This is a genomic window from Streptomyces chisholmiae (assembly GCF_031845445.1).
GTDB classification, from domain to species: Bacteria; Actinomycetota; Actinomycetes; order Streptomycetales; family Streptomycetaceae; genus Streptomyces; species Streptomyces chisholmiae.
Genome location: NZ_JAVREO010000001.1, coordinates 548,790 through 565,595 on the forward strand (window position 1 = coordinate 548,790; position 16,806 = coordinate 565,595).

14 protein-coding genes are annotated in these 16,806 nt (G+C 72.7%); 12 read left to right on the forward strand and 2 right to left on the reverse strand.

The features are described from left to right. The first annotated feature begins 110 nt into the window (after positions 1-110). The 7 genes from RM844_RS02430 to RM844_RS02460 all read left to right on the forward strand — a co-directional run bounded on the left by RM844_RS02430 (position 111) and on the right by RM844_RS02460 (position 8,713). Positions 111-1,037 carry a carbohydrate ABC transporter permease gene (locus RM844_RS02430; protein WP_311664110.1) on the forward strand — a complete coding sequence of 309 codons (927 nt, stop codon included), beginning with the start codon at positions 111-113 and terminating at the stop codon, positions 1,035-1,037. Continuing rightward, on the forward strand, positions 1,034-1,927 hold the full coding sequence (locus tag RM844_RS02435) for a carbohydrate ABC transporter permease (RefSeq protein ID WP_311664112.1): 894 nt from the start codon (positions 1,034-1,036) through the stop codon (positions 1,925-1,927). The genes RM844_RS02430 and RM844_RS02435 overlap by 4 nt, the downstream gene beginning before the upstream one ends. Beyond that, a complete protein-coding gene (locus RM844_RS02440; RefSeq protein ID WP_311664114.1) occupies positions 1,924-3,084 on the forward strand; it encodes a Gfo/Idh/MocA family protein in 1,161 nt (386 codons plus the stop codon). Before RM844_RS02435 ends, RM844_RS02440 begins: the two co-directional genes overlap by 4 nt. Then, the gene (locus RM844_RS02445; protein WP_311664116.1) at positions 3,081-4,709 is read left to right on the forward strand and encodes a glycoside hydrolase family 43 protein; all 1,629 of its coding nucleotides are present in this window, start codon (positions 3,081-3,083) and stop codon (positions 4,707-4,709) included. The genes RM844_RS02440 and RM844_RS02445 overlap by 4 nt, the downstream gene beginning before the upstream one ends. Before the next feature lie 36 nt (positions 4,710-4,745). Further along, positions 4,746-6,071: an ABC transporter substrate-binding protein gene (locus RM844_RS02450; protein ID WP_311664118.1), complete on the forward strand. Its 1,326-nt coding sequence runs from the start codon at positions 4,746-4,748 to the stop codon at positions 6,069-6,071. A 100-nt stretch (positions 6,072-6,171) separates the two neighbouring features. After that, positions 6,172-7,527: a pectate lyase family protein gene (locus RM844_RS02455; RefSeq protein ID WP_311664120.1), complete on the forward strand. Its 1,356-nt coding sequence runs from the start codon at positions 6,172-6,174 to the stop codon at positions 7,525-7,527. Between the two features lie 49 nt (positions 7,528-7,576). After that, on the forward strand, positions 7,577-8,713 hold the full coding sequence (locus RM844_RS02460) for a serine hydrolase domain-containing protein (protein ID WP_311664122.1): 1,137 nt from the start codon (positions 7,577-7,579) through the stop codon (positions 8,711-8,713). A gap of 40 nt (positions 8,714-8,753) precedes the next feature. Here RM844_RS02460 and RM844_RS02465 read toward each other — a convergent pair whose 3' ends face one another. Next, a complete protein-coding gene (locus RM844_RS02465; protein WP_311664124.1) occupies positions 8,754-9,602 on the reverse strand; it encodes an NAD-dependent epimerase/dehydratase family protein in 849 nt (282 codons plus the stop codon). Positions 9,603-9,774: 172 nt separating this feature from the next. On the opposite strand from RM844_RS02465, the gene RM844_RS02470 reads away from it, so the two are divergent. The 4 genes from RM844_RS02470 (at position 9,775) to RM844_RS02485 (ending at position 14,056) form a co-directional block, all read left to right on the forward strand. After that, the gene (locus RM844_RS02470) at positions 9,775-10,704 is read left to right on the forward strand and encodes a 5-dehydro-4-deoxyglucarate dehydratase (RefSeq protein WP_311664126.1); all 930 of its coding nucleotides are present in this window, start codon (positions 9,775-9,777) and stop codon (positions 10,702-10,704) included. Next, complete coding sequence (locus RM844_RS02475; protein WP_311664128.1) at positions 10,704-11,915, forward strand: hypothetical protein; 1,212 nt, start codon at positions 10,704-10,706, stop codon at positions 11,913-11,915. The genes RM844_RS02470 and RM844_RS02475 overlap by 1 nt, the downstream gene beginning before the upstream one ends. 159 nt (positions 11,916-12,074) lie before the next feature. Next, positions 12,075-13,508: an NCS2 family permease gene (locus tag RM844_RS02480; RefSeq protein ID WP_311664130.1), complete on the forward strand. Its 1,434-nt coding sequence runs from the start codon at positions 12,075-12,077 to the stop codon at positions 13,506-13,508. A gap of 68 nt (positions 13,509-13,576) precedes the next feature. Then, positions 13,577-14,056, forward strand: coding sequence for an NUDIX domain-containing protein (locus RM844_RS02485; RefSeq protein WP_311664132.1), 480 nt, complete (start codon positions 13,577-13,579; stop codon positions 14,054-14,056). Positions 14,057-14,187: 131 nt separating this feature from the next. On the opposite strand, the gene RM844_RS02490 is transcribed toward RM844_RS02485, so the two are convergent. Further along, the gene (locus RM844_RS02490) at positions 14,188-14,958 is read right to left on the reverse strand and encodes an IclR family transcriptional regulator (protein ID WP_311664134.1); all 771 of its coding nucleotides are present in this window, start codon (positions 14,956-14,958) and stop codon (positions 14,188-14,190) included. A 137-nt stretch (positions 14,959-15,095) separates the two neighbouring features. Here RM844_RS02490 and RM844_RS02495 point away from each other — a divergent pair, with 137 nt between their 5' ends. Further along, positions 15,096-16,625: an aldehyde dehydrogenase (NADP(+)) gene (locus RM844_RS02495; RefSeq protein WP_311664136.1), complete on the forward strand. Its 1,530-nt coding sequence runs from the start codon at positions 15,096-15,098 to the stop codon at positions 16,623-16,625. Positions 16,626-16,806: the final 181 nt, after the last annotated feature.

The following is a 16,806-nucleotide window of genomic DNA, read 5'->3' on the forward strand; positions in this document are numbered from 1 at the left end:
CGGATCGGACCACCGATCCGTGTCACTTTCCCAACCGACCCGGGGTCCACGGACCCCATCGCGGGAGCGCTTCCACGCGCCGCCCCGCCCGTGAGAACGGAGAAGCGGTCATGGCCGACGCCGTAAAGGCACGGACCCGGCCGAGGCGCCGCCGCGCCGGACGCTCCCCGCGTTCGTTGCCCTACCTGCTGCTCGCGCCCGCCGGGCTACTGATGCTGGGCTTCATCGCCTATCCGATGTTCAGCGTCCTCTACTACAGCCTCCAGGACTACAACGTCACCAAGCCCTGGCGGAACGGCTTCGCCGGCCTGGAGAACTTCCGGGAGATCTTCTTCGACGACCCCTTCTTCTGGGACACGCTGGCCTTCAGCGCCAAGTGGGTCTTCGTCGAGGTCTCGCTGCAGCTGGTCTTCGGTCTGGCGCTGGCGCTGATCATCAACCAGACCTTCGTCGGCCGGGCCGTCGCCCGCGCCCTGGTCTTCTCGCCCTGGGCCGTGTCCGGCGTGCTGACCAGCACGATCTGGATCCTGCTCTACAACCCGTCGACCGGTCTGAGCCGCTACCTCGCGGACGCCGGGATCGGCGAGTACGGCACGTCCGTGCTCTCCGATACCGGGACGGTCTTCTGGGGCGCGGTGATCGCGGAACTATGGCGTGGGGTGCCGTTCTTCGCGATCCTGATTCTCGCCGACCTCCAGTCGGTGTCCAAGGACCTCTACGAGGCCGCCTCGGTGGACGGGGCCAGCAGGTTCCGGCAGTTCTTCCACATCACCCTGCCGCACCTGCGGGACGCGATCGTGCTGTCCACGCTGTTGCGCGCGGTGTGGGAGTTCAACAACGTCGACCTGCTCTACACCCTGACCAACGGGGGACCAGCGGGGGAGACGACCACCCTGCCGCTCTATGTCGCGCAGACCGGCATCCACGGCAACGAGTTCGGTTACGCGGCGGCACTCACCACGGTCGCCTTCGTGATTCTTCTCTTCTGTTCCATCCTCTATCTGCGTCTGAGCAAGTTCGGAGGCGACGACAAGTGACCGCCGCACTCACGGAGCCACGGCCGGCCCTCGCCCCGCCTCCGCCCTCGTCCGGCTCGAAGCGCCGCCGGCAGCGCGCCTTCGACGAGCCGCCCCGCTGGCAGATCTATGTGCCGCTCGGCATCTACCTGCTGTTCGTCCTGGTCCCCTTCTACTGGATGCTGCTCTTCGCGCTGCGCGAGCCGGGCTCCGACTCGCTGGTGCCCTGGCCGATGACCGGCGAGCACTTCGCCAAGGTGTGGAACGAGCGCGGATTCGACACCTACTTCCTCAACAGCATGTACGTCGGCATCGCCTCGATGCTGATGACGCTCTTCGTGGCGCTCACCGGCGGCTACGCGCTGGCGCGTTTCAAGTTCAAGCTGCGCATGCCGTTCATGCTGGCGCTGCTGTGCTCGCAGTTCATCCCCGGCGCGCTGATGCTGGTGCCGCTCTTCGAGATCTTCCGCGAGCTGCAGATGCTGAACTCGCTGTGGAGCGTCATCATCGCCGAGACGGTCTTCCAGTTGCCGCTGTCGATCATCCTGATCAGCGGGTTCATCCGGAACGTGCCACCGAGTCTGGAGGAGGCCGCCTGGGTGGACGGCTGCAGCCGGCTGCGGGCGTTCCTCGCCGTGGTGCTGCCGCTGCTGCGGCCCGGCCTGATCGCCGTCGGCTCGTTCGCCTTCGTGCACAGCTGGAACCACTTCCTCTTCGCCCTGATGTTCCTCAACTCGCAGGACAAGCAGACCATTCCGGTCGGGCTCAACACCCTGCTGGGTTCGGACAGCGTCGACCTGGGGGCGCTGGCGGCCGGTGGCGTGGTGGCCGCCGTGCCGGTGGTGATCATCTTCGCCTTCATCCAGCGTTGGCTGATCACCGGCTTCAGCGCGGGGGCGGTCAAGGGATGAGCGAGCCCGTATCGCTGGTGCTGGCCGGGGCCAGAGGCCACGGCCACTGGCACCTGGCGAACATCAGACGGCTGACCGAGGCCGGTCAGGTGCGACTGGTCGGGGTGTGCGAGCTGACCCCGCTGGCGCCCGAGGAGCTGGCCGGCCTCGGCAGTCCCCAACAGTCCGACGACCTCACCGGGTTGCTGGCCAGCACCGGCGCCGAGGCCGCCATCATCTGCACCCCCATCCACACCCACGCCGAGCTGGGGCTGGCCGCCGCGGCCCGGGGCGTGAACCTGCTCCTGGAGAAGCCGCCGACGCCGTCGCTGGCCGCGTTCCACCGGCTCACCGACGGCATCGAACAGGCCGGCACCGCCTGCCAGATCGGCTTCCAGTCGCTGGGCTCGGGCGCCATCGAGCACATCAGGTCGCTGGTCGCCAGCGGCGCGATCGGCCCGGTGCGGGGGATGGGCGCGGCCGGCGCCTGGGTCAGGGACGAGGCCTACTGGCAGCGCGCCCCCTGGGGCGGGCTGCGCCGGCTCGACGGCCGCGACGTGGTGGACGGGGTGCTGACCAACCCGCTGGCGCACGCGGTGGCCACCGCGCTGCGGATCGCCGGCGCCGACCGCGCCGAGGACCTGGCCAGCATCGAGTTGGAGCTGTACCGGATCAACGAGATCGACGCCGACGACACCTCCTGCGCGCGGCTGCGCACCAGGGACGGCGTCGAGCTGGTCACCGCGGTGACACTCTGCGCCGAACGGCCGGGCGAGCCCTATGTGGTGGTGCACGGCGAGGCCGGCCGGATCACCTTCTGGTACAAGGCCGACCGGGTGCTGCTGGAGCGGCCGGGGCACGCCCCCGAGACCACCGAGCACCCGCGCACCGACCTGCTCGCCAACCTGGTGGACCACCTGCGTGACGGGGTCCCGCTGTTGGTGCCGCCGGCGCGGACCGGCGGCTTCATGCGGCTGGTCGAGGCGGTCCGCACCGCGCCCGACCCGGTGCGGCTTGACCCCACCCACTGGCGGACCGAGCCGGTCGACGGCGGCGTCCGCCGGGTGCTGCCCGGCATCGACCAGCTGACCGCCGACGGCGCCCAGCGGCTGGCGCTCTACTCCGAGCTGGGCGCGCCCTGGGCGAGCGGCCCCGCCGGGGAAGGCGGTGAGCGGTGACCGAGGAGCGTTACACCAACCCGGTACTGCCCGCCGACTGGTCGGACCCGGACGTGATCCGGGTCGGCGCCGACTTCTACCTGACCGCGTCCAGCTTCGGCCGGGCGCCCGGGCTGCCGCTGCTGCACTCGCTGGACCTGGTGCACTGGCGGTTCGTCGGCCACGCGCTGACCACCCTGGAGCCCGCCGAGGTGTACGCCGAGCCCCGGCCGGACTGCGGGGTGTGGGCGCCGGCGCTGCGGCATCACGCCGGCCGGTTCTGGATCTTCTGGGGCGACCCCGACCACGGCATCCAGCAGGTCAACGCCCCGGCGATCGACGGCCCCTGGAGCCGCCCGGTGACCGTCAAGGCCGGCCTCGGCCTGATCGACCCCTGCCCGCTGTGGGACGACGACGGCTCGGCCTACCTGGTGCACGGCTGGGCGCGTTCCCGCTCCGGCGTCAAGAACCGGCTCACGCTGCACCGGATGAGCCCCGACGGCCGACAACTGCTGGACGACGGCACGCTGCTGATCGACGGGGACCGGCTGCCCGGCTGGTTCACCCTGGAGGGCCCCAAGCTCTACCGCAGGGACGGCTGGTACTGGATCTTCGCCCCGGCCGGGTCGGTGGAGACCGGCTGGCAGGGCGCGTTCCGGTCCCGCCGGATCACCGGCCCCTACGAGGAGCGGATCGTGCTGGCGCAGGGCGCCACCGAGGTCAACGGCCCGCACCAGGGCGCCTGGGTGGACACCGAGGACGGCACGGACTGGTTCCTGCACTTTCAGCAGCGTGGCGCGTTCGGGCGGGTGGCCCACCTCCAGCCGATGCGCTGGGCCGAGGACGGCTGGCCGGTGCTGGGCGACGAGGGGCAGCCGGTGCCCGGGCACCGGCTCCCGGTCCCCGGCCAGCCGGTGCGGCACCCGGCCACCGACGACGACTTCGTCGGTGGCCGGTTCGGCCCGCAGTGGAGCTGGCAGGCCAACCCGGCCCCGGGCTGGTACGAGCCGCACGACGGCGCCGGGCTCCGGCTGGTGGCCGCCCCGAGCCCGGTGGCCGACGACCCGCGCCGGCAGCCGTCCGTGCTGGCGCAGCGGCTGCCCATCGGGCCGGTCACCGTCGATGTCGAGCTGACCCTGCGCGCCACCGCGCCCGGGGCCCGGGCCGGGCTGCTGGTGCTGGGCGACGCCTGCTCCTGGATCGGCCTGGAGCGCGCGGCGGACGGCGGCGTCGCCCTGGTGCACCGATTCGCCGAGCCGGTGGCCGAGGCGGAGCGGGACGCCGCGCCACCCCGGCCGGCGCCGGCGGGCACGGCCCGGCTGCGGGTCACGGTCACCGCCGACGGCCGCTGCGCGTTCCTGGCCGCCACCCCGGCCGAACCGGGCGGCGCGGACGGCGCGTTCGTTCGGTCCGGGCCCGAGTTCGCGGCCCAGCCGCGCCGCTGGGTCGGCGCCCAGCTGGGCCTCTTCGCCACCGCGCCCGAGACATCGGCGGCCGCGCCGGCCGCGCCGTCGTCCGCGGCGCCGGCCGACGCCGCGCCCGACCGGCCGGCCCCGCACCACCCGGACGACCCGCCCGGCCACGCCGAGTTCCGGGCCTTCCGACTCGCCGGGCCCCGCCGGGCCACCGGCGGCACCGAGCACTGACCCATACCGACACCTTTGCCAACCAGGGAGCAACAGATGAGAACACAGCGGACCCGTGGCGCCATCGTCGTCGCCACCGGCCTGGTCCTGGCCCTCACCACCACCGCGTGTGGGGACTCGGGCACCAGCGACGGCGCCGAGGGCGACGGCACGGGCAAGATCGTCTTCTGGGACAACAACGGCGGCGCGCGCACCGAGGTCTGGAACCAGATCATCGACGCCTTCCACGAGGAGCACCCCGACATCGAGGTGGAGTACGTGGGCGTGCCGATCACGGACGTGCAGTCCAAGTACGACGCCGCCATCCAGGGCGGCGACGGCCTGCCGGACGTCGGCGGCGTCTCCACCGCCTACCTGGCCAACCTGGTCGCCCAGGGCGCGCTCGAACCGGTCGGCGACCGGCTGGCCGACAGCGGCCTGGAGGCGGAGCTGGTCCCCAACATGCTGGAGAGCGTGCGGTCCACGGTGGGGGAGGAGGGCGAGCTGTACTCGGTGCCCACCTCGGCCAACCAGGGCGTGCTGTGGTACCGCACCGACCTCTTCGAGGAGGCCGGCCTGGAGCCGCCGACCACCTGGGACAACTTCTTCGCCGCCGCCGAGGCGCTGACCGACCGGGCGAACAACGCCTTCGGCTACACCATCAGGGGCGGCGAGGGCTCGGTGGCCCAGGCGCTGGACATGATGTACGCCCAGTCCGGCATCGAGAACTTCTGGGACGGCGACCAGACCACGGTCAACGACCCGGCCAACGTCGAGGCGCTGGAGCGCTACGTCGGCCTGTACAACACGGTCACCCCGCAGGCCGACCTCAACAGCGACTTCACCAACATGGTCGCCACCTTCACCGGCGGTGCCGTCGGGATGCTCCAGCACAACCTGGGCTCCTACCCGGACCACACCGCGGCCTTCGGCGAGGGCGTGGTCGACGGCCTGCCGATGCCCGCGGACTCGGAGGACGGCCACCACACCTTCGTCTCCAACCCGGTCGACGGTCTCGGTCTCTTCCGGGCCAGCGACAACAAGGAAGCCGCCTGGACGTTCATCGAGTTCGCGGCCTCGCACGCGATGAACAGCCTGTGGAACGAGTCCGCCGGCCAGATACCGGCCAACACCAACGTGTTGGAGGACCCGTGGCTGGCCGAGCTGCCGCCCACCCGGGCGGCCGTCGAGGCGCTCAACGACGAGAACACCACCATCGTGCAGCTGCCCTACTACCTGCCCGACTGGAACGACATCACCAAGGCCGGCACCGAGCCCAACTTCCAGCGGCTGCTGTTGGGTGAGATGACGGCCCAGGAGTTCGCCGACGACCTCGCCGAGCAGCTCAACGAGGCCCAGGCGGAGTGGCTCGAACAGCAGTGACGCCCCCGGGCGGGGGCTGGTCGGGACCGGCCCCCGCCGCTTCGTCCCCCCTTCCTGTGTTTCTCACCTCTCGTCCGTCTCGCCCACCCCTGGAGTCGCCATGTCCGCTTTCCGTCTCATCTCCAGAACCAGCGGCCGGTCCGGCGCGCTGGCCGGCGCCGCCGTGCTCGGCTGCGCCGCGCTCGCCCTGACCTCGCTGCCGCCGACGGCGTCGGCGGCCGAGCCGACCCACCGCCCGTCCGACCGGCTGGCCCACGCGGTGCTCCCCGCGCGGGACGGCTGGGGCGCCGCCGAGGGCGGGGTCACCGGCGGCTCGGGCGCCTCCCCGGAGCGGATCAGCACGGTCACCGACCGGGCGGAGCTGGCCGCCGCCCTCGCCGAGCCGGGCGACGAGCCGCGGGTGATCCGCGTCCGCGGCGACATCGACGCCAACGCCGACGACCAGGGCCGGCCGCTGGACTGCGCCGACTACGCCACCGACGGCTACTCGCTGGAGGCCTACCTGGCCGAGTACGACCCGGAGACCTGGGGTCGGGAGGACCCGAGCGGCCCGCTGGAGGAGGCCAGGGCGGCCTCGGCGGAGCGGCAGAAGGAGCAGATCGTCCTCTCCGTGCCGTCCAACACCACGATCATCGGCGTCGGCCGTGACGCCACGGTGCACGGCGCCACCCTGGACGTCCGGGGCGTGGAGAACGTGATCATCCGCAACCTGACCTTCGAGGACACCTTCGACTGCTTCCCGCAGTGGGACCCCACCGACGGCGAGTTCGGTGAGTGGAACTCGGAGTACGACAGCGTGGTGCTCTACGGCTCCCGGCACGTCTGGGTGGACCACAACACCTTCACCGACGGCGACCGTCCCGACGCCGACCAGCCGCGCTACTTCGGCCGGCTCTTCCAGCAGCACGACGGCCAGTTGGACATCGTGCGCGGCGCCGACCTGGTCACCGTCAGCTGGAACGTCTTCACCGACCACGACAAGACGATCCTGCTCGGCAACAGCGACTCCGCGGAGGCCGACGACCGCGGCAAGCTGCGGACCACGTTCCACCACAACCTGTTCCACAACGTCAACGAGCGGGCGCCGCGCGTCCGGTTCGGGCAGGTCGACGTCTACAACAACCACTACCGGCAGGACGCCGGCGTCGCCTACGGCTACAGCTGGGGCATCGGCAAGGAGTCCGCGCTGGTCGCCGAGCACAACGCGGTGACGCTGCCGGCCGAGATCACCCCGGACCGGGTGATCCACCAGTGGACGGCCAACACCGCCGTCACCGAGCGTGGCAACTGGGTCAACGGCCGGCCGGTTGACCTGCTGGACGCCTACCGCGCCGCGAACCCGGAGAACACCCTGGGCGATGATGCCGGATGGCGCCCGGAGCTGCGGCGGGAGATCCACCACCCGCTGCTCCTGCCGCTGCTGCTGGACCTGCGGGCCGGCGCCGGCCGCCTCTGAGCGGCGGGCGGGGGCGCCACCCCGCTGCGAGCACCAGGGAGAGACGGACATGACGGACGAGGAGCAGACGGCGGTGCGCGGCACCGTGCGTCCCGGATTCGAGTCGCTGCAGGCGGAGTTCGCCGCCGTGCTGGCGGCCGACCCGGAGCACGCCGCCCAGCTGGCGGTCTACCACCGGGGCCGGCTGGTGGCCGACCTGTGGGGCGGGCCCGAGCTGGCGGGCACCACGCTGACCGGCGTCTTCTCCTCGTCCAAGGGCGTCGCCGCCCTGGTGCTCGCCCTGCTCGTCAGCCGCGGGGAGCTCGACGTGCACCGCGAGGTGCGCCACTACTGGCCGGAGTTCGCCGCGCACGGCAAGGGGGAGATCAGCGTCCACCAGCTGGTCTCCCACCAGTCCGGCGCGATCGGCGTCGAAGGCGGCCTCACCCCCGAGGAGCTGGCGGACGACGCGGCCATCGCCGAGCGGCTGGCCGGCCACCGCCCCTACTGGCGGCCCGGGGCCGCCTTCGGCTACCACGCGCTGACCATGGGCGCGCTCACCGCGGAGATCGTCCGCCGGGTCTCCGGGCTGACCCTGCGCGCGGCGTACGACGCGTGGATACGCGAGCCCTTCGGGGTGGACTGCCACCTGGGGCTGCCGGCGGCCGAGGAGCCCAGGGTCCGGTCGATCCTGCCGCCGCGGCCCGCCCCGCCGTCCGACCAGCTCCCGGAGGCACCGGACAGCCTGGGCGGGATCTCGGGGAACCGGCACCACCGCGCGGCGCCCACCGTGCTGCACGAGCTGCCCAACTCCCGGCTGATGCGCGCCGGCGGCCAGTCCTCGGTGGCCGGCCTCGCCTCGGCACGCGGCCTGGCCCGGCTCTACGCGGCGGCGGTGACCGGGGTGGACGGCCGGGAGCCGCTGCTGGACCGGGAGACGGTGTGGCTGTGCGGGCAGCCGCACACCACCGGCCACGACCTGGTGTTGGGCATGCAGCGCACCCACAGCCTGGGCTTCCTGCTGTCCGGCGCCCACCTGCCGGCCGGCACCTTCGGCCACGACGGCGCCGGCGGCTCGGTCGCCTTCGCCGCGCCCGCCGCCGACCTGGCCTTCGGCTACACCCGACGCCGCTTCGCCGGCGGCTTCGCCCCCGAGGGCAACCACCTGGCGGCGGTCGCCGCGCGGGCGGCGCGGGCGGCCGGCTGACCGTTCGCCGCGGGCCGGGTGCCGGCCCGCGGCGGCGGGGTCAGTGCGGCCAGATCGGCGGGTCGGTGACGAAGTGGCCGCCCAGGTGGGCCTGTTCGGGGCGGCTGGGGTCCAGCTCCCCGTCGGCAGCGATCAGGTCGGCGGCGAAGCGCTCCGAGTCGTCCGCGGAGACGTAGCCCAGGGCCTCGGCCGTGGAGAGGTCCCAGACGTTGCGGGTGTTGGCCGAGGAGCCGTAGACCACGGTGTGGCCCACCCCGGGCGCGCTCAGGGCGGTGTGGAAGAGCCGGGCGCCGTCCTCGGGGCTGAGCCAGACCGAGAGCATCCGCACCGAGGTGGGCTTCGGGAAGCAGGAGCCGATCCGGACGGAGACCGTCTCGATGCCGTACTTGTCCCAGTAGAGCTGGGCCAGGTCCTCGCCGAAGCACTTGGAGAGGCCGTAGAAGGTGTCCGGTCGGTGCGGCACGTCCACCGGGATCGGCGGCTCACCGGGCCTGGGCCACGGCGTCACGCCCACGGCATGATTGCTGGAGGCGAAGACGATCCGACGCACTCCCTCCTCCCGGGCCGCCTCGTAGAGGTGGTAGGTGCCCTCGATGTTGGCGCGCAGGATCTTCTCGAAGGTGGACTCCAGGGAGATGCCGGCCAGATGGAGAATCGCGTCCGTCCCGCGCACCGCCTCCCGCAGCGCGTCGCGGTCGGCCAGGTCGGCGACCACCGCGTCCGGCTCGCCGGGGACCGGCACCAGGTCCAGCGACCGCAGCCGGTAGCCGTGGGCGGGCAGCAGCTCCCGCATCAGGGTGCCGACGCCACCGGCCGCGCCGGTGAGCAGAACCAGCGGCCGGCGGTCGGCCTGAGCGGTGTCCTGTTCAGCGGGCTGATCTGCCGGCATGGGTGCTCCATCGTGAGAAGTGGCCTCAGGTAACGCGCTTTTCGAGGTCACGCTAGGCGCTGACCTCGTCGTAGTCAACGGCGGGTTGACCGTCCAAACTCCGCTGAACTAGCGTGGGTTGTTCAGAAGTATGGACAAGGGTCATCATCATGTACGGCCCGGGGAGAGACACATGACCGACGCCACACTCGGCCAGCGCTTGAACGGCCTGCTGTTCTTTCCGGTGACCGCCTACGGTCCCGACGGCTCCCTCAACCTCACGGCCTACCGTGCCCATCTCCGCGCCGGCCTGGACGCCGGCGCCGGCGCGGTCTTCGCCTGCTGCGGCACCGGCGAGTTCCACGCCCTCACCCCCGAGGAGTTCGAGGCCTGCGTGGCGGTCGCCGTCGACGAGACGGCCGGCGCGGTGCCCGTGGTGGCGGGCGCCGGCTACGGCACCGCGCTCGCCACCGACTTCGCCCGCCGCGCCGAACGCGCCGGCGCCGACGGACTGCTGGCGATGCCGCCCTACCTGGTGGTCGCCGACCAGCGCGGTCTGGTGCGGCACTTCGCCGCGCTCGCCGCCGCCACCTCGCTCGAGGTGATCGTCTACCAGCGGGACAACGTGGTCCTGGCCCCCGAGACCGTCGTCGAGCTGGCGGCCATCCCCGGCATCGTCGGCCTCAAGGACGGCCTCGGCGACCTCGACCTGCTGCAACGGACCATCTCCGCGGTCCGTTCCGCCGACCTCGACCAGCGGTTCCGCTACTTCAACGGGCTGCCGACCGCCGAGCTGACCGGGCTCGCCTACCGCGGGCTCGGGGTCACCCTCTACTCGTCGGCGACCTTCGCCTTCCTCCCCGAGGTGGCCCTCGCCTTCCACGCCGCCCTGGCCGAGGACGACCGGGCGACGCTGGACCGGCTGCTGGACGGCTTCTACCGGCCGCTGGTCGAGCTGCGCAACCGGGGCCGGGGGTACGCGGTCTCGCTGGTGAAGGCCGGGGTGCGGATGCGCGGCCTGGACGTGGGCGAGGTCCGCTCGCCGCTCGCCGAGCCGCTGCCGGAACACCTGGACCAGCTCGCCGAGTTGGTCGACCGCGGCCTGGGGCTGGTGCGCGGCTGATGCGTGCCGGAGCCTTCGTCTACCCCTGGGACGTGCTCGGCGACCCGGCCGCCGCCGAGCGGATCGCCGCGCTGGGCGTGCGGCAGGTCACCCTGGCCGCCGCCTACCACACCACCCGCGCGCTCACCCCGCGCCACCCGGCGCACCGGGTGGTCACCGCCCGGCACTCCGCCGTCTACTACCCGGCGGACGAGGCCCGGTGGGCCGGCCGCCGGCTGCGCCCCTACCCGCAGCGGTGGCTGGCCGAGGCGGACCCGTACGACCAGGCGGCCCGGGCGCTGGCCGCCGCCGGCCTTGAGGTGCACTCCTGGGTGATCCTGGCCCACAACTCGCGGCTGGGCGAGGAGCACCAGGACAGCACCGTGGTCAACGCCTTCGGCGACCACTACCCGTGGGCCCCCTGTGTGGCCAGGCCCGAGGTGTTGGCCTACGCGGAGACGCTGGCCGCCGAGGCGGCGGTGCGGCCCGGGACGGCCGGCGTGGAGCTGGAGTCCTGCGGCTGGTACGGCCTGGACCACCTGCACGCGCACGACAAGATCGGTGGCGCGGCGCTGGGTGGGGTCGGCGGTCTGCTGATGTCGCTCTGCTTCTGTTCGGTCTGCCGGGACGGCTACGCGGCCGCCGGCGCCGACCCACAGCGGCTGCGCGACCGGGTGCGTTCGGCGCTCGCGCCCAGCTGGGCCGGTGCCCCGGCGCCCGCCGCGGGGGACCGGGCGGCCGAGTGGGCCGGGGTGGTGGCGGCGCTCGGCGAGGAGCTGGCCGAGGCGGTCGCCGACTGGCGGTTCGGTGTCGCCGACAACTTCCAGCGGGCGACGGTGGCCGCCGTGCGGGCCCGGGCGGCGGAGGCCGGCAGGGCCGCCTTCCCGGTGCTGCTGCACGCCGACCCGGCGCCGCACCGCTGCGGCGCCAACGTCGGCGTCCGGCCGGCCGCCGTGCTGGCGCACGCCGACGGCGTGGTGGTGCCCAGTGGCGGGGGCGAGGCGGCCCGGGAGGCCGCGCTCGTTCCGTTCGCCGAGGCGGGCGACGGCGGGCGGACCATCGCGGCGAACTTCCCGGTGGTGGCCGGGATGGGCGGCTCGCCCGGCACCCTGGCCGCGGACGCCGCGCACGCGGCCCGCCTGGGCGCCACCGAACTGCGCCTCTACCACGCCGGATTGGCCAACGACGCGGATCTGCGAGCGGTGGCCGAGGCGGTGCGGACCCTGTCCTGACCTGGCAAGTGGGGAGCCACCGGGGTGGCGGCCGATGGTTCCCCCAACAGGACGCAATTTCGTAACGTTATCGGGCTTTGTTACCTACCCAAAACCCATGCACCGGGCTGAGCAGGGACAATCCCTGAGTCCCGATCCCGCTCAGTCAAGGATTCAACAATGCCGGTCAATCGGCTTACCAAAACGGTCAGCACACCGGGCTCACCGCTGGACAGGTTCTTCCAGCTGTCGGAGCGCGGCTCGACCCTGGGCCGCGAGGTGCGCGGCGGCGTCGCCACCTTCTTCACCATGGCCTACATCCTGGTGCTGAACCCCATCATCCTCAGTGGCGCCACCGACGTGCACGGCAACCAGCTCTCCGTCGAGCAGGTGCTGACCGTGACCGCCCTGGTGGCCGGCATCATGACCATCCTGATGGGGCTCACCGCCAACCTGCCGTTGGCACTGGCGGCCGGCCTGGGCATCAACGCCATGGTCGCCTTCCAGATCGCGCCCCTGATGAGCTGGCCGGACGCGATGGGTCTGGTGGTCCTGGAAGGGCTGCTGCTCTGCGTGATCTCGCTGACCGGCTTCCGGGAGGCCGTGATGACCGCGATCCCGATGGCGCTCAAGCAGGCCATCGGCGTGGGCATCGGCCTCTTCATCGCCCTGATCGGCTTCGTCAACGCCGGCTTCACCACGGGCCACGCGGGCTCCCCGCCGCTGAGCCTGGGCGCCAACGGCGAACTGACCGGCTGGCCGATGCTGGTCTTCTGCGTCGGGCTGCTGCTCACCCTGGCGCTGCTGGCCCGGAAGGTGAAGGGCGCCATCCTGATCAGCATCGTGGTGACGACCGTCTTCGCCATGATCGTCAACGCCGTCGCCGACGTGCCGGGCGAGGCCTGGGGCCTGACCGCGCCCAGCTGGCCGGACGCCCTGGTGGCCGCCCCGGACTTCAACCTGGTCGGCGAGTTCAGCCTGTTCGGCGCCTTCGGCGAGATCAGCGCCATCACCGTGCTGCTCATCGTCTTCACCCTCTTCCTGACCGACTTCTTCGACACCATGGGCACCGCGGTCGGTGTCACCAGTGAGGCCGGCCTGCTGGACAAGGAGGGCCGGGTGCCGCGCCTGGGCCGGCTGCTCTTCGTCGACGGTCTGGCCGCCGCCGCCGGTGGCGCCGCCTCCGCCTCCTCCAACACCTCCTACGTGGAGTCGGCCGCCGGCGTCGGCGAGGGGGCCAGGACCGGCCTGGCCAACCTGGTCACCGGGGCGCTCTTCGGGATCGCGCTCTTCCTCTCGCCGATCGCCACCGTGGTCCCGGCCCAGGCCGCCGCCCCGGCGCTGGTCGCGGTGGGCTTCCTGATGATGGCCCACGTGGCGCAGATCAACTGGTCCGACCACGCGCTCGGCATCCCGGCGTTCGTGACCATCGCCGTGATGCCCTTCACCTTCTCCATCACCAACGGCATCGGCGCCGGCTTCGTCGCCTATGTGGTGCTCAAGTGCGTGACCGGCCGGTTCCGGGAGATCAACTGGCTGGTGTGGATCACCACCCTGCTCTTCCTGGTCTACTTCGCGATCGACCCGTTGCGTCAGCTGCTCGGCGTCGACTGATCCTGATCACGCGGCCGTCGTTCCCCGGTCGGCTCCGGCATACTCGACGGATCGGCTGGGGAGGGCGGATGGGACGCAGATCGGCGCGGGTGCTGCTGGTGGACGCCCGGGAGCGGGTGCTCCTGCTGCGGCTGGCCGGCACGGCGGGCCAGGAGCCGCTGTGGATGACGCCGGGCGGCGGGGTGCGCCGCTTCGAGTCGCTGGCCGCGGCGGCCGCCCGCGAGCTGTGGGAGGAGACCGGGCTGCGGGTGCCCGCCAAGGCGCTGGGCGCGCCGGTCGCCTGGACCGGTGGCCACGCCGATCTCGGCTGGCGCAGCGGTTATTTCGAGGACCACTTCTTCTACCACCGGGTCGAGGCGCACGCCGTGGACCCGCGGCATCGCGAGGCGCACGAGAGCCAGGCCATCGCCGAGGACCGCTGGTGGTCGCCGGCCGAGCTGGCCGCCGCGGCGGAGCCGGTCGCGCCGCTCGGGCTGGCCGGGCTGCTGCCCGAGCTGCTCGCCGGCCACCGCCCGGCCACCCCGGTCCGGCTGCCCTGGCACCACTGAGCCCGGGCCGGCGCGGGGGCGGCGGCCCGGTCGGGCCATGGCGGGGACGGGTACCGCGGGTGGGGCGGACGGTGCGGTGGACCGGGCTATGGGTCGGGGTTGGGTCCGGGTTGGACCGGTGTTGGACCGGTTCAGAGGTGGCGGGTGGCCAGGCTCAGCCGGTCCCTGGCGTCGAAGAGCGCTTCCTTGATCAACTGCTCGTGCCCCTGGGTGAGCCGGGCCACCGGCACCGAGCAGCTGATCGCGTCCCTGGCCGGGCTGCGGTAGGGGATGGCGATGCCGAAGCAGCGCAGCCCCAGGGTGTTCTCCTCGCGGTCGATCGCGTAGCCCCGCTCCCGGATCACGGCCAGCTCCTCGATCAGCTCCTCCCGGTCGGTGAGCGTGTGCTCGGTCAGCGGCTCCAGCTTCTCGGGCAGCAACTCCCGCACCCGGTCGTCGGGGTGGGTCGCCAGCAGCGCCTTGCCCAGCGAGGTGGAGTGCGCCGGCAGCCGGCGGCCGACCCGGGTGAAGGGGCGCAGGTAGTGCTCGGACTGGCGAGTGGCCAGGTAGACCACGTTGGTGCCGTCCAGCCGCGCCAGGTGGATGGTCTCGCCGGTGTCGTCCGCGATCCGGTCCAGCGTGGGGCGGGCGGCGGCGACCACCTCGTCCCCGTCGATGTAGGAGGTGCCGACCAACAGCGCTCGCACGCCGATGCCGTAGCGGGTGCCCGTGGCGTCGGTCTCCACCCAGTCCAGATCGACCAGGGTGCGCAGCAGCATGTAGAGGCTGGACTTGGGGTACCCGACGGCTGTCTGGACGTCGGCGAGCGAGTGCATCCCCGGCCGGCCGGCGAAGAACTCCAACAGCTCCACCGTGCGGACCGCCGACTTGACCTGCGAACTCCCCGTCTCACCGGCTGACATTCGACCTTGACCCCCTTGTCCGAAACGCATAGAGTCCCCAGGGTAATTCACATATCGGGACGATGTTCAGAATCTCGAACAGCACTATAGCGAATCATCGTCCCGGCGGGAGTAGCCGTTCAGGAGGAACGATTCCGGTGGCAGTACCAGTGTGGAGCGTTGACCCCCGAACCGGAAACCAGCGCGAGCAGGTGGCCGTCGAGGCCACCGCCAGCGACGTGGACGCGGCCGTGCGCGCCGCCCACGCGGTCCGGCACACCCTGGCCGACCGGGGGGTCAGGATCGCCCTGCTGCGGGCCGCGGCCGAGGAGTTGACCGCCGACGGCGAGCGGCTCCGGGCGACGGCGGACGCTGAGACCGCCCTCGGTCAGCCCCGGCTGACCGGCGAACTCGGCCGCACCACGGGGCAGTTGCTGGCCTTCGCCGACGAGGTGGCGGACGGCGGCTATCTGGACGTGATCATCGACCACGCCGACGCCTCGCTTACCCCGCCCCGTCCCGACCTGCGGCGTTACAAGGTCCCGCTCGGCGTGGTCGCCGTCTACTCGGCCTCCAACTTCCCGCTGGCCTTCTCCGTGCCCGGCGGTGACACCGCCAGCGCGCTGGCCGCCGGCTGCCCCGTGGTGATCAAGGCGCACCCGGACCACCCGGCCACCTCCGAGCTGGCCGGCGCCGCGCTGCGCCGGGCGGCGGTCCGGGTCGGGCTGCCCGAGGAGATCGTCACCGTCCTGCACGGCTTCGAGGCCGGCGTCGAGCTGGTCAAGCACCCGCTGGTCAGCGCCGCCGGCTTCACCGGCTCGGTGCGCGGCGGGCGGGCCCTCTTCGACGCGGCGGCGGCCCGGCCGCAGCCGATCCCGTTCCACGGCGAGTTGGGCAGCCTCAACCCGGTGGTGGTGACGGAGCGGGCGGCCGGCGAGCGGGCCGCCGAGATCGGCTCCGGGCTGGCCGGCTCGATGACCATGGGAGTTGGCCAGTTCTGCACCAAGCCGGGGCTGGTCCTGGCGCCCGCCGGGGAGCCGGGTGACGAGCTGGTCGCCAGCCTCGGCAAGCAGTTGGCCGAGGTGTCCCCCGGCGTGCTGCTGGACGGCCGGATGCGGGAGGCCTTCCTGGCCGGCGTGGACGAGCGGACCCGGCTCGACGGGGTGCGGGCTCCGGTCGCCGCCGGCGAGGGCGAGGGCCGCACGGTCGCGGCCGGCTTCCTCACCGTGGACGGTGAGCGGCTGCTCGCCGAGGGCGAGCACGACCTGCTCCTGGAGGAGTGCTTCGGCCCGATCACGGTCGTTGTCCGCTACGCCGACACCGAGCAACTGACCGCCCTGCTCACCCGGTTCCCCGGCAACCTCACCGCGACCCTGCACCTGGGCACGGACGAGGCCGAGGAGGCGGACGGCGCGGCCGCCCGGCTGCTGGCCGAACTCACCCCGCTCGCCGGCCGCGTGCTGGTCAACGGCTGGCCCACCGGGGTCGCGGTCACCCCGGCTCAGCACCACGGGGGGCCCTACCCGGCCTCCACCTCCGGCTCCACCTCGGTCGGGGCCACCGCCATCGAGCGGTGGTTGCGGCCGGTCAGCTACCAGAGCGCACCCCACGCGCTGCTCCCCGCGGAGCTGCGCGACGACAACCCGCTGGGAGTCCCCCGCCGGGTCAACGGGACCCGCGAGGTCTGATCCGACCCGGATTTCGGGGCGCGCGGCCAGCGCCGTTCCCGACGGCTGAGTGAACCAACAGGGTGAATCAGCCGTACGGGTGGCGGTGGCCGCGCGTTCACCTTGGTGGCCACTTCGCGCCACTGTTGACTCCTAGCCTCACCCGGAACCTACGTTCCGCCATATCAGTCACGTGAGGACT